This window comes from Aureimonas sp. AU12, from assembly GCF_001463705.1.
Classification (GTDB): domain Bacteria; phylum Pseudomonadota; class Alphaproteobacteria; order Rhizobiales; family Rhizobiaceae; genus Aureimonas.
Window position 1 is genome coordinate 1 of record NZ_BBWH01000019.1, and the last position, 12,608, is coordinate 12,608.

A 12,608-nucleotide genomic window follows, 5' to 3' on the forward strand; every position below is an offset into this window, starting at 1 on the left:
CGCCGGCGCCCGCCTCAATCGCCGCGCGCACGGCCTCGTTCGAGGGCAGTTCGAGTTCGACCGACAGCGCGGTGAGATCGACACCGAAGGCTTCGAGCGCACCTTCGAGGATCGCGCGGGTGCCCGAGCCCCGTTCGCGAAGCACCCAGCGCGCCGATGCAAGATCCCCGGCCGCGACGGGAGACCTGGAGCCTCTGTGCCCTGATGCCGCGACCAGCATCAGTCGATCATCGGCGACGCGTTGCGTGCCGAGTCGGACATCGCCGAGCTCGTCCTCCACGAAGCCGAGATCGGCCGTGCCATCCAGCACCGCCTCGGCCGTGCGCGCCGTGTTGGCGATGCTCAGCCGAAGTTCGATGCCGGGATGGCGAGCCTTGAAGCCCGCGAGCACCGGCGGCAACCAGTGGTTCGCCACCGTCTGGCTGGCGACGATGCGGAGACGACCCCGCTTCAGTCCGGCAAGTTCGGAAAGCATGAGGCCGGCATCCTCGGCCCGCGCAAGCACCGCGCGGGCCTCGGGCAGGAACAGGCGCCCCGCCTCGGTGAGTTCGATCCTCCGCCCCACGCGGTCGAACAGCCTGATGTCGTGGCGCTCCTCCAGCGCGGCGATGGCGGCGCTCGTCGCCGACTGCGTGAGGTTCAGCGACTTCGCCGCCTCCGTCACGTGCTCGCGTTCGGCAACGGCAACGAAGATGCGAAGCTGATCGAGCGTCACAGCGTACCGCCGGAGATGCCCGGGGCGGGGCGGTTCAGGCTGTCGTAGATGGCCGTCGCCACCTGCATCAACCGTTCGCGCGGCGCCTCGGCCGACACGACGTAGCCAAGGCCGGCGTCGCGCCAGAAGAAGGCTGAGACGCCGTTCTCCTCGACGAACTGGAACGACGTCTCGTCCTTCTCGTCGGTCTTGATGAACAGCGTCAGCCGCGTGCCCTGGTCGTCGTCGTACATCAGCATCGCGGCGGGACCCACGCCCGCAGGCAGGAGGCGCCCGCCCATCAGCCGATAGCCGAGCCCTGTCAGGTCCGGAGCCGACAGCCGCGTTCCCAGCCGCTTCGATAGCCATTGCAGGAGATGTGCCTCCTCGTCGGCCCGCACTTCGACGGGATGGACCACCTCGACCACGAAGGTGCGATGCGCCGCAATCGCCTCGTCGGCCATGACCGCCACACGAGGCATCTGCGGCGGCACGCGCAGGACGTCGTTCGCCAGCCACCCGCCGGCGCTGCCGAGGATCAGCCAGCCCATGACAGCCGCGATGCGCAGACGCGTGACAGCAAACCGACCGCGCCGGGCCTCGCGGATGTTGGCGATGCGTAACCGCGCCGGGATCGGCTCCCCGGCCTTGAAGGCAAGCCGTTCGCGCAGTGCCCGGGCGATCTCGCGGTCGCGATCGAGGGCCGCGGCGATCTCCGGTCGCTCCGTGAGATAGGCCTCGACTGCGGACAGCCGCTCGGCCTCAAGCCGTCCGTCCACATAGGCTTGCAGGTCGTCCTCGCCGACGGGCGTGTCCCTGCGGCTCATTTGACTCTCCTCAAGGGCGCGCGAATCCCGGTCTCCAGGATGGCGCGCAGCTTCTCGCGCGCCCGCGATAGGCGCGACATGACCGTGCCGACCGGCAGCCCGATCACCCGCGCCGCCTCGTCGTAGCTCATGTCTTCGACCCCGACGAGAAGGAGGACTGTGCGGTGCTCTTCACTCAGCGCATCGAGCCCAGCTAGGACGTCGCGGAGCCCGGCGCGGCCGTCCTGGTCGCCGTCCACCGCCGGCGGCGAGGCCATCTCGTCGAGCGCCACGTGAGGCCCACGCCGCTTGTGCTGGCGCAGGCCCGAGAGGTGGAGGTTGCGCAGGATGGCGAACAGCCAGGCGCGCAGGTCGCCGTCGGGCCGGCGCAGGTGCCAGCGCCCGACGGCACGCTCCAGGCAGTCCTGGACGAGATCGTCGGCGGCGTCGCCATCGCGCACCAGCCCATAGGCATAGCGCCTCAGGCCCGGAATGAGCGGTTCGATCCGCGCCGCGATCTCGTCGGTGGACATGCCTTACTTCGCCAGCGTTGGGTCGATCTGCCAGATCTCGTCGGTGAGCTTGCCGTCCCGGAACAGCATGACGTAGCGCACCGGGATCTTGTTGTCGTTGGCGAAGACGACATCGGCGACGACGGTGGCGCCCTTCGGGTTCATGCTCTCGCGCATCTCGACGACGGTGGCCTTGAGGCCGGTCTGCGCCTTGGCGAACTTTGCCCAGGTCGCGGCGATCTCGGGGCCCGTGTAGGTGCCATCGAGCGGACCGCCGACCCAGTGAAGCGTTGCGGACGGCGCATAGGCGGCGGTGACCGCGGCGCTATCGCCCTTGGCGATTGCTTCGATATGCGCCTTCGCCATGTCGCCGGCGGGACCCGCAAGCGCGGTCGAAGCCCCGGCGGAAAGAATGGCGATGGCTGCGAAAAGGGTCTTCATGGCTCGGTGTCCTTCGGTTCGGCCGCGATTGGCCGACGGAAGACGTTCAGGAACGGCGCTTATTCCCAAAGGACTGAAAATTAGAGACGAGCAGGTTCAGTTCGGCGTTCAGACGGAACGTCCGCTAACGGCGCAAGCTGAAAGGGCGCCAAACGGCTCCGAGGGGTCGATAGCGGCGGTTCAGTGCGGCCGTGCCTTGGCGATGATTCGGGAAACGGTTGGCTGGCTCACCTGGTAGAGCCTCGCCATGTCGGCCGCCGTTTTCCGGCCTGACAACACGCTCTCGGCGATCTCCTCGCGCTGGCGGGCGGAAAGCTTGCTCCGACGCCCGCCGACCCGGCCTTCGATCCGAGCTTGTCGGAGACCGGCCGCGGTGCGCTCGCGGATAAGCGACCTCTCGAACTCTGCGAATGCCGCGACCATGTGTGACATCATCCGTCCGGCTGGGGTCGTGGTGTCGATGGCCTCGGTCAGGCTGCGGAATCCCGCCCCCGCGGACTCGACCCGCTCCATGATCGTCAATGCGTCGCGGAGGGACCTCGACAGGCGATCGAGCTTCCAGGTGACGAGGGTATCGCCGGGGCGCAGGTGGTCGAGCAGCCGATGAAGCTCTGGGCGGTCCCAGCGCCCGCCCGACGCGACCTCCTCAAACACGCGATCGCATCCGGCGTCGCGCAGCGCGCAGGCCTGGGCGGTAGTGGACTGATCGTCACTGGTCGAGACGCGGGCGTAGCCGAGGAGCATGGGAGGGGCCTTTCGCAAACGGCCGTTTGGGGAAGGCTCGGGCGGGCACCGACGGCGCAACGGGTTCGGCCTTTCACAATCCTCTTGCGCTGGGTCGGCAAGGCGCAAGCGGTTTCCGGAAGGCGGCGGTCAGCCTGGAACGACTTGCCGGAAATCGAAGCGGACGAGGAACGCCCGCTCCTCCGCGCTCGCCGGGGTGAAGGCGAAGCCGGCGGGCGACGAGTAGTACAGGTAGCCGTCCCGCTCGTAGGCCGTCACGGCTGGGTCGGCGTTCACGACGACATCGCGGAGGCAGGCCGGAAGGCTGCGCGTCGGGATGTAGCAGACGTAGTACGTGCGCCCGTTGACCGACAGGATGTTCGTCGGCCTGTCCGCGATAATCTCTGCGCCGATCACCGCCATGGGCCGGGTCGTGCGGTACGTGGCGCCGGCGACGGCGGGGCGGGAACTGTCCGCCGTGACCGGCGGCGGGAGCAGCACGTCGGGTCCCGACTGGACGGCCCCGGCGGGCAGAGACGGCGCGGGCGCCGCGATCGCGACAGGGCGGGCGCGGTAGAGGTAGTTCGCTGCCGGGGCCGGGACGGTCGTCCCGGCGGCGAGGACGAGGGCCAGGAGGGCGGTGGCGGTCGGGGTGGTTGCGCGGGGCATCGGCATTCCTCGTGAGGTCGGAACTCCGATGGTCGGTGCCGGCGGACTCCCCGTCGAGCGTGATCGACGTCGCCGGCGGGAACGCGGCCGGGGAGCGGCGGCACGGCCGTCGCTAGACGGACGGACCGGGGCGCTGCTCGGCGGGTAGGGCCGTCCCTGTTTTCCAGTCCCGCGAGCCGGGATCGTAGCCGAAGGCGGAGCAGCCCCGGCGCGCCGCGCCGTCACGTAGCGCCGAAGGCGCGCCGGGGCTGTGGTAAACGGGGGCGGGACGGGTCCAGTCGAACGCAAGGTCCGCTCCCATTCCGTTGGCTACGACCGTACCTGAGTTGTTAGGTATGGTGAGGCGGGCGACGTTGCGGACAGTCGAGCTTTTCTGCGGTGCGGGCGGTCTCTCGCTCGGGCTGGGCCGCGCCGGTTGCGAGGTGGCCCGCGCGATCGACGTTTGGCCGGAGGCGGTTGCGGTCTACCGCGCGAACCTCGGCGATCATGCCGAAGTGGCCGACATCGGCGATCTCCTGGCGGTCGCGCCGGCCGTGGCTGCGCTACGTCCCGAGCTCATCTGCGGTGGACCGCCTTGCCAGGATTTCTCCGCCGCGGGGCGCCGCGTCGAGGGCGAGCGGGCATCCCTGATGGTGGCGTTCGCCATGGTCGTCGTTGTCGCGCGACCGCGATGGGTGCTTATGGAGAACGTGCCGCAAGCCGCTAAGTCCGCCGCATGGGCGACAGCGCGGGAACTGCTCGTCCGGGCAGGCTATGGTCTGTCGGAGGCCGTGGTCTGCGCGAGCCGCTATGGGGTCGGCCAGAGTCGCCGACGTCTGATCGTGGTGGGGAGGCTGGGGGAGGCGGACGGATTCCTCGCCTCCTCGATCCGTGCCGCGGCGAGCGACAGGCCGACGACGATCCGCGACGTTCTAGGCGGCGAGGTCGGGGAAGTCGTCCATGCCCATCCGCGGCATGCGGGTAAGCGGCGGCTCTGGAGTTCGGACGGTCCGATGCCGACCATCCGCGAATCGACACGACGCCCGCTGCCTGCGAATGCCGACCTCTCGGCCGCTGACCGGGCCTTGCTCGCACTTGGCGCCCTCTACGTCAGACCGTTCGGCGGCGGACGCGGCGTCCGCAGCGTAGATGAGCCGTGCCCTGCCATCGTCCGGACTTCGGCGGAACCGCCGGGGCCACGCTACCTGTCCGCCCCGCACCGCGACGACATCGCGCCGGCCGGTTCGGTCCCATGCCTGACGCGGGAACAGGCATCGCGTCTGCAAGGGTTCCCGGCGGGCTGGGACTGGTCCGCTGGCGGCCGACTGAGGAACGTTGACCAGATGATCGCCAACGCGGTCCCTTCCGGCCTCGCCGAAGCGATCGGCCGCGTGATCATGGCGCGCGACAGGGGCGAGACGGTGCCGGCACTGGAGCCGGGGTTCTCGACGTGGCTTCGAGCGAAGGGGGTGGTCGGGCAGACCCTTCGAAATCGACGCACCCAACTCGGTCGGGCGCGTCGGCTGCTCGGAGGTCGAATCCTTGCCGACCTCGCTGCCGAACTGGCGATGCTTGAGGCCGTCGAAGGATTCGCGAAGCTCTCGACGGGGGTCCGGTCGGACCTGCGGGCTGCGCTGCGGCTGCATGCCGAATGGCGGGCGATCCCGCCGACGCCGCGTCGGACGAGGTCCGTGATGGTGGCGGACGCGGTCGAAGAGAGGTCCGACGAGCGGGCGGCTGCCTGATCCCCTCCCGGTCCTTCGGACCAGCTCCAACCTTCCCAGGAGGGTCTCACGCCCCCGCAGGGGCGTTGCCGGGATCGGACGGTTCGCGCCGGCTACGCCGACGCTCGCCGTCCCCGCAACTTTGCAAGGATACGGAGGGCTTTCGCATCTTCGTCGGGACGAGGCATGTCCTCGACCCCGGCGAGGCCGGCCGGGTCGGAGTCGTCGTTGAGCCACAGGCGCCATGCCGCCATCTTCGACGCTCCGACGATCGACGGAACCTGATCGGCAGGAAGACCGGGTCGCGGGGTCAAGATCGCAAGAACCCCGATCGCGGGATCGAAGCTCACCTCGGCGACAATTTGGCGGAGCTGCTCGGCGAGGCGCGTCCGGATCGCGTGACGGTCGTCCCCGTCGGCCTCGTTCATCGCCCTCGACAGATCGACGGCCTCGCCGAGCCGAGCCTTGAGTCCTGGGTCGGCGGCGACTGCCGCGGCTGCCTTCGTGGCCTCTGCGAGTTCGCGCCTGATCGTCTTGGCTTCGCCACCGAGCGCCCGGTAACGATCGACTGCTCCCTCTTCGCCGTCCTCCACCAGCGCGAGGAGGCGTCCACGGCCTACCTCGATTTCGGCAAGCCGGGCGGCAAGGAGCGACACGCGATCCGCCTCGGTGGTCGGCTGCGCGCCATTCAGGATGGCTCCGGCATCAAGGTAAGCGAGTCCCCGGAGGAGGCGGGACTCGATATGGTCAACCCGCCAGCGGCCATCGTTCTCACAGCCAGCCTTCCGAGCTGCCACCGAGCATACGAAGTAGCTCCCGCCTTTCGGCATGGCACCTTTGTTGACGAGGTGCATGGCCCCGCCGCAACGCGTGCAACGGCCGAGGCCGAGGAGGAGGTGGGCAACGCCCCTTCCGCGTCGACCAGCGGCGACGCGGCGTCCCTGCGATGCCTGTTGGGCGCGCCAGTAGGTGTCTTCGTCGACGATCGGCGGGTAGTAACCGATGATCGGGTCTCCAGAAGGCTGACGGGTCCCGGCCCGGCTGCTGCCGACGTGAGGCTGGTACTCACCGAGAACAAGACGGCCAGTCAGAATCTTCCCGACCGTTGATATTTGCCACCCGACGCCGCCTCGCCACGTCGGCGTGCCCGCCCCGTTGAGCTTGGCGACGATCTGCCTTCGCCCATAGCCCTCGATCGCCCATTGGAAGATCGTCCGCACGATCTCCGCGCGATCCTCTCGAACGACGAACCGCCCGCCCTCGATCGCGATCCATTCGGGACAACGCGAGGTGAGGGGACGGCCCTCCTCACGGGCGGCAGCCTTCTTGGCGGCCCATGCCGCCCCGACGCGTTCCCCTTTGATCCGGGACTCTTCGTGGGCGCGAGCCATGACCGCGATGGACACTATCAGCGGCGTCCAGTCCGTCCGCAGGCGCTCTTCGGAGTAGACCTGCCCATCGGAGAGGGTGACGACGATCACGCCTGCGCGGATCAGGTCGAAGAGCCTCGCCGCGGCATCCAGGACGGCCTCGCGGGACAGGCGGTCCAAGGATTCGACGATGAGAAAGGAGTCTCGCGGAACCTTGCCTGCCTCGACCAAGGCAAGGAACGACCGGAGCGCGCCGACATCCCGGTTCGCGCCTTTGTAGGCGGAAATGCCAAGGTCACGAAGGCTGTCGTCGAGTTCTAGGCCGCGCGCCTCGCACCATGCACGAGCGGCCGTAAGCTGGCGACGCAGCGAGTCCCCCCGCGCCTGATCCGGGGTGCTGAAACGGATGTAGGAGAAGGCTTTGGGCATCCGGCGTACTCCATCGAATCGATGGAGTTTATGTAGCACACCTTCAGGAGATTGTGGCCGCCGGCCGCGGCGATTTCCAGCGCCCGCTTGGCGGCGACCTGTCCCTTGATGTCGGCGAGATCCGGCAGGTCGTCGGGAGCCGCCTTCACGGCGGGTTCGGGACGGCGCAGGACCTGCGTGCCGCGAAAATGGTTGCAGATCTGGATGAGCGAGCGCGCCGCGACGATCTCCATCTCGGCGCTGGCCCAGGCCGCCTCCGGGCCGCAGGGTTCCGGGCAGACCAGCCCGAGGCCGAGCGCATTGGCGCCCATCGCGGCCGGCAGGACGCCGGTGACCGCGGTGATCATCCCGTCGAGCGAGAGTTCGCCGAGCACCACGAAGCGCGCCAGGGCGTCGGCGGGAATGGCGCCGAGCGCCGCCATCAGCCCGAGCGCGATCGGCAGGTCGTAGTGCGAGCCCTCCTTCGGCAGATCGGCCGGCGCGAGGTTCACCGTCACGCGCTTGGGCGGCATCGACAGGCCGGAGGCGTGGAGCGCCGCCTGCACGCGCTCGCGGCTTTCCGCCACCGCCTTGTCCGCGAGGCCGACGATCTGCATCCCCATCTTGCCGGGGGCGACCATGACCTGCACGTCCACCGGGATGGCGTCGACGCCCTGAAAGGCGACCGTCTTCACACGCGAGACCATGACCGAACTCCGAACGCCCGGCACACTCCCCGGTGGTGCGAAGCTATCGCGCGATCGCCCGTCCGGCAAGAACAGGCCACGAACAAATTTCGGCAAAACCGTGGATGACAGCGCGTTCGGAACCGAAGACGGGAGCGACCCATGAGGCCGCTCCCGTCCGTCATTCGCCCGTCGTCGGCTCAGTAGCCGTCGCTGCCGTAGTCGTCGATCTCGCCGCGCGGCCCCGGCCGCCCCTCCTCGCGCCAGCGCGGCGGCGGGCCGTCCTCGAACCGGTCGCGGTCGCGCCGGCCCTCGAAGCGATCGCGGTCCCGCTCGAAGCGATCGGCCCGATCGTCGCGGCGCGGGCCATCGAAACGGGGGCGCTCGTAGCGGTCGCGGATCTCGCGGCGCGGCTGCGGTCCGTCGAAGATGCGCGGGCCGTAGATGCCGTCCCAGCGGCGACGGTCGCGGTAGAAGTCGCGGCCGCGATAGTGATCGTCCCAGTAGCGGCCGAAGGAGTAGCCGACCACGGGCGCGCCGATATAACCGACCGAGCGGGGCCCCGTGTAGCGCTGGCCGCCGCGGATGTAGGCGAGGTAGTTCGAGGACATCCAGCCGCGCTGCCCGTAGAAGTCGACGTCGCACCACGAGCGGTTGGCGAGGCACCCGTAAACCTCGACGTCCTCGCCGGCGCGAACGACGTTCACCGGCGGATAGGCGGTGGAGGGGCCGGCGCGCAGGTTGACGTTCGTAGTGGCGATGGCCGAGGCGGCGCTGGCCAGGCCGGGCACGAGGGCGGCGCCGGCGAGCGCGAGGGCGAAGAGGCGGGCTTTGGAAAGCATGGGGGACACCATCCGAATGGGACGAGGCTGCGACTGACACGGGTTCTAGCACCGTCGACCTCAACGGCTGCCGAACGGCGCGTTCACGCCGCGTTCAGAAACGGCGCGAGCCGGTCGCCGGTTGCGCCTGGAGCGGTCGGGGACCCGGAAGTCTGATCCAGGCGAGATCCCCGACGCTTCTACAGCTTGGCCTCGACCGCGTCCCAGAACAAGGCCGCGATGTCGGCGCCGCCGAAGCGCTTCACCTCCCGGATGCCGGTGGGCGAGGTGACGTTGATCTCGGTCAGGTAGTCGCCGATCACGTCGATGCCGACGAAGACCTGGCCGCGGTCCTTCAGCGTCGGACCGATGCGCTCGCAGATCTCGCGCTCGCGTGCGGTCAACTCCGTCGCCTCGGCGCGCCCGCCGACATGCATGTTGGAACGCGCGTCGGTCTCCGATGGCACGCGGTTGATCGCGCCCACCGGTTCGCCGTCGATGAGGATGACGCGCTTGTCGCCTTTGCGCACGTCCTTCAGGTAGCGCTGCACGATGAAGGGCTCGCGGAAGAGCAGCGCGAAGGTCTCCATGAAGGAGGAAAGGTTGCGGTCTTCCTTCGTCAGATGGAAGACGCCGGCGCCGCCATTGCCGTAGAGCGGCTTCATCACGATCTCGCCGAACTCGGCGCGGAAGGCGGCGACCTCCGCCGGGTCCTTGGTGATGATCGTTTCCGGCATCAGGTCGGCGAACTCGGTGACGAAGATCTTCTCGGGCATGTTGCGCACCCAGGCGGGGTCGTTGACCACCAGCGTCTTGGGGTGAATGCGCTCGAGGATGTGCGTCGAGGTGATGTAGTTCATGTCGAAGGGCGGATCCTGGCGCAGCAGCACCACGTCCATGCTGGCGAGATCGACCTTGTGCGGCTCGCCCAGCGTGAAATGCCGGCCCTGATCCTCGCTCAGCACCATCGTCTCGACGCGGGCGGTGGCGACACCGTCGCGCAGGGACAGGCGGTCGGGCGTGTAGTGAAACAGCGCATGCCCGCGCCGCTGCGCCTCGAAGGAGAGGGCGAAGGTGCTGTCGCCCTTGATGGTGATGCCCGACACATGGTCCATCTGGACCGCGACCTTCAGCGACATGACAGTCCCTCGCGAACGAATTCCTCGAAATCTCCTCGCGAGGTAGCGGGGATCGGGGGGCAAGTCCACGGGGCGCGGCGACTGTGGCCGGAGCGCCGCACCCATCGAGGGTTGTGGCGCCCGATCACGGGATCGTCAGCCGACGCGCCCTTTGTCGTGGGGGCCGGCGCTTCCGCAGCCCAAGGCCCTCGGCTACGCAGACCGGCACCAGACAGAATTTTCAAGGATTATTAAGTGTTTAGAACTATTGCGGCGACGCTCGGCCTCGTCGCGCTTCTCTCCGGCTGCGCCAAGCCGCTCGTCGACACCACCGGCCCGCTGGCGATCCGCCGCGTGGAGGTGACGGCAGCGCCGACGCTGAAGGCCGACACCGATCTCCTGTCGCTCGCGCGCCAGACCCTGCCCTCCCAGCTCGTCGGTGCCCACGAAGGCAAGCCTGCGACACTCGACGTGACGCTGACCGAGGTCCACTACAAGAACCCGCTGGCTTCCCTCCTCGTGGGCGATGACAACCGCCTTTCCGCACTCGGCGTACTGCGCGGCGAGGACGGGCGCGAGATCACCCGCTTCAATGCCGTCACGATGGACCAAGGCGCGATCAACGGCATCGCGGGCGCGGTGATCTCGGTTGCGCAGGACCGCGCGCGCGTCGACCGGGCGCTCGCCCGCGGTCTCGCCAGTTCGATCGAGGGGCAGATCTACGGCAAGACCACCGGCAAGGTGATGACGCCCGAACTCGCCGCCAAGTCCGCTCCAGCGGTCGCGGCTCCCGTCGCACCCGCGCCGAAGGCCGCCGGGCCCGCGCCGAAGCCTCTCGCCCCGAAGGCCCCCGCACGCGGCGCCGCCGGCGTCTGACGTCCAGTGCGGGCGCGGTTCACCGCCGCGCTCGCCACGCATCCTTCACATGCACCGGCCAGCGGCGGGGCAGGACGGCGACGATGTCGAAGCGGAGCGACAGGCGGGCGTGGTCGCGCTGGCGGGCAAGCCACAAGTCGGCGGCGGCTTCGATGCGGCGCTGGGCGGCGGGCGTCACGGCGTCCATCGCCTGCGCCAGCGTTGCACGCGCCTTCACCTCGACGATCGCCACCGTGTCGCCGCGCCGGGCGACGAGATCGATCTCGCCGAGCTTCGTGCGGTGGCGCACCGCCAGGATGCGGTAGCCCTTCAGCCGCAGGGCCCAGGCCGCCCACCATTCGCCGCGATGGCCCTTGGCGAACCCCTCGCGGCGCCTTTCCAGCCGTTGGCGCTTCCCGTCCGGCTCGCCGCCTCGCGCCTCGCTCATTCGCCGCCCTCCCGTGCCCCATGCTCGCGGAAGGGAGTGTCGGCCTCAGTCGCCGGATTTCAACTGGAGCGCGCGCTGATAGAGGTCGCGGCGCGCCAGTCCCGTCAGCTTCACCGCCTCCTGCGCGGCCTTCGCCGGCTTCATCTCGGCCAGCAGCCCGCGCAGGATCGCGTCGACATCCGCCGGCCCGCTGTCTTCCGGCGCCGAGGGCGGGCCGACGCAGACCACGATCTCGCCGCGCACCCGCTCCATCGCCTCGAACCGCGCCGCGAGATCGGGGAGGGGGCCGCGATAGATCGTCTCGTAGGCCTTCGTGAGTTCGCGGCAGACCGCGGCCGGGCGTGGTCCGAAGACCGCTGCCATGTCGGTCAGGCTCTCCGCGATCCGGTGCGGCGCCTCGAAGAAGAGGAGCGTGCCGGGCACCCGCACCAGCGTCTCGAACCGCTGCCGGCGCGCGGTCTCCTTGGCGGGCGGAAAGCCGGCAAAGAAGAAAGCGTCCGACGGCAGGCCGGAGGCCAGCAGCGCGGCGAGCGGCGCTGAGGCGCCGGGGATCGGATAGACCGGCAGGCCGCGGGCGATCGCCTCCTCGCCGAGCCGGAAGCCAGGATCCGACACCATCGGCGTGCCCGCATCCGACACGAGCGCCACCGACAGCCCTGCCTCGAGATCGGCGAGCAGCGCTTCGCCCGCCTCTTTGGCATTGTGCTCGTGATAGGGCGTCATCCGGCGCCGGATGCCGTAGCGGGCCAGCAGCTTGGCGGTGACGCGCGTGTCCTCGCAGGCCAGCCGGTCGGCCGAGGCGATGATGTCGAGCGCCCGCACCGTGATGTCGGACAGGTTGCCGATCGGCGTCGCAACGAGGTAGAGGCCGGGCTCGGGCTTGTGCGCCGAAAACGCCGTGCCGCGCAGCGTGAAGGCCGGAACGCCCGGTTCGGGAGGGCCGGTTCCCGTGTCCTCTTCGATCGAATCGTCCTGTTCGTCGCTCATGCCGCGCCCCGCGGTGCCCAGAGGATGACCGCTGCGCCCGTGAGGCAGAGTGCTGCGCCGATCACGTCGTAGCGATCGGGCCGCACGCCCTCCACCGCCCAGAGCCAGCCGAGCGAGGCCGCGATGTAGATCGCGCCATAGGCGGCGAACGTACGACCGGCTTCGTTCGCCTGCCCTTGAGTCAGCAGCCAGGCGAAGCCCACGAGCCCGACCACTGCCGGTGCCAGCCACCAGGCCGACGCCCCCGACCGCACCACGGCCCAGATGGCAAAGCACGCCGCGATCTCCATGAGCGCCGCCAGCGCGAACGTCGCGATCGCGGTCATGGGCGCTGCGGCTTGGCAAGCGAGACGGGGGTGCTGCCCCC

14 protein-coding genes and 1 pseudogene are annotated in these 12,608 nt (G+C 69.5%); 2 read left to right on the plus strand and 13 right to left on the minus strand.

The genetic code is table 11. The features are described 5' to 3' along the window. The 6 genes from AUL33_RS06880 to AUL33_RS06905 all read right to left on the minus strand — a co-directional run. Positions 1-715 (minus strand): LysR substrate-binding domain-containing protein (locus tag AUL33_RS06880; protein ID WP_062205683.1); only part of this gene is annotated, 715 nt, incomplete at its 3' end. Then, the gene (locus AUL33_RS06885) at positions 712-1,521 is read right to left on the minus strand and encodes an anti-sigma factor (RefSeq protein ID WP_062205685.1); all 810 of its coding nucleotides are present in this window, start codon (positions 1,519-1,521) and stop codon (positions 712-714) included. The genes AUL33_RS06880 and AUL33_RS06885, both read right to left, overlap by 4 nt. Then, positions 1,518-2,033, minus strand: coding sequence for an RNA polymerase sigma factor (locus AUL33_RS06890; protein ID WP_061979106.1), 516 nt, complete (start codon positions 2,031-2,033; stop codon positions 1,518-1,520). The genes AUL33_RS06885 and AUL33_RS06890 overlap by 4 nt, the downstream gene beginning before the upstream one ends. 3 nt (positions 2,034-2,036) lie before the next feature. After that, positions 2,037-2,453 carry a nuclear transport factor 2 family protein gene (locus AUL33_RS06895; RefSeq protein WP_062205686.1) on the minus strand — a complete coding sequence of 139 codons (417 nt, stop codon included), beginning with the start codon at positions 2,451-2,453 and terminating at the stop codon, positions 2,037-2,039. A 180-nt stretch (positions 2,454-2,633) separates the two neighbouring features. Then, complete coding sequence (locus AUL33_RS06900; protein ID WP_062205688.1) at positions 2,634-3,197, minus strand: recombinase family protein; 564 nt, start codon at positions 3,195-3,197, stop codon at positions 2,634-2,636. Between the two features lie 129 nt (positions 3,198-3,326). Then, positions 3,327-3,845: a hypothetical protein gene (locus AUL33_RS06905; RefSeq protein ID WP_062205690.1), complete on the minus strand. Its 519-nt coding sequence runs from the start codon at positions 3,843-3,845 to the stop codon at positions 3,327-3,329. A 353-nt stretch (positions 3,846-4,198) separates the two neighbouring features. Between AUL33_RS06905 and AUL33_RS06910 the strand changes: the two genes are divergently transcribed. After that, a complete protein-coding gene (locus AUL33_RS06910; RefSeq protein ID WP_183201231.1) occupies positions 4,199-5,569 on the plus strand; it encodes a DNA cytosine methyltransferase in 1,371 nt (456 codons plus the stop codon). A 92-nt stretch (positions 5,570-5,661) separates the two neighbouring features. Here AUL33_RS06910 and AUL33_RS06915 read toward each other — a convergent pair whose 3' ends face one another. The 4 genes and pseudogenes from AUL33_RS06915 to gshB all read right to left on the minus strand — a co-directional run bounded on the left by AUL33_RS06915 (position 5,662) and on the right by gshB (position 9,972). Continuing rightward, the gene (locus AUL33_RS06915) at positions 5,662-7,347 is read right to left on the minus strand and encodes a recombinase family protein (protein ID WP_062205696.1); all 1,686 of its coding nucleotides are present in this window, start codon (positions 7,345-7,347) and stop codon (positions 5,662-5,664) included. 38 nt (positions 7,348-7,385) lie between these two features. Continuing rightward, positions 7,386-8,033 (minus strand): annotated as a pseudogene (locus AUL33_RS06920) (magnesium chelatase domain-containing protein); the annotation flags it as partial. A 179-nt stretch (positions 8,034-8,212) separates the two neighbouring features. Continuing rightward, a complete protein-coding gene (locus tag AUL33_RS06925) occupies positions 8,213-8,854 on the minus strand; it encodes an SH3 domain-containing protein (protein ID WP_062205699.1) in 642 nt (213 codons plus the stop codon). Between the two features lie 179 nt (positions 8,855-9,033). After that, positions 9,034-9,972 (minus strand): glutathione synthase, encoded by a 939-nt coding sequence (gene gshB, locus AUL33_RS06930; protein WP_062205702.1) that lies wholly within the window; start codon positions 9,970-9,972, stop codon positions 9,034-9,036. A 234-nt stretch (positions 9,973-10,206) separates the two neighbouring features. On the opposite strand from gshB, the gene AUL33_RS22495 reads away from it, so the two are divergent. Next, positions 10,207-10,827, plus strand: a complete 621-nt coding sequence (locus AUL33_RS22495) for a hypothetical protein (RefSeq protein WP_062205705.1) — start codon at positions 10,207-10,209, stop codon at positions 10,825-10,827. Between the two features lie 19 nt (positions 10,828-10,846). Here AUL33_RS22495 and AUL33_RS06940 read toward each other — a convergent pair whose 3' ends face one another. Genes AUL33_RS06940 through AUL33_RS06950 form a run of 3 tightly spaced genes read right to left on the minus strand, consistent with a single transcriptional unit; the run spans position 10,847 to position 12,567 of the window. Then, a complete protein-coding gene (locus tag AUL33_RS06940; protein ID WP_082652384.1) occupies positions 10,847-11,254 on the minus strand; it encodes a YraN family protein in 408 nt (135 codons plus the stop codon). 45 nt (positions 11,255-11,299) lie between these two features. Further along, on the minus strand, positions 11,300-12,241 hold the full coding sequence (rsmI, locus tag AUL33_RS06945) for a 16S rRNA (cytidine(1402)-2'-O)-methyltransferase (RefSeq protein WP_082652385.1): 942 nt from the start codon (positions 12,239-12,241) through the stop codon (positions 11,300-11,302). After that, entirely contained in the window at positions 12,238-12,567 is a 330-nt protein-coding gene (locus AUL33_RS06950) for a YnfA family protein (protein ID WP_062205708.1), read from the minus strand. The genes rsmI and AUL33_RS06950 overlap by 4 nt, the downstream gene beginning before the upstream one ends. Positions 12,568-12,608: the final 41 nt, after the last annotated feature.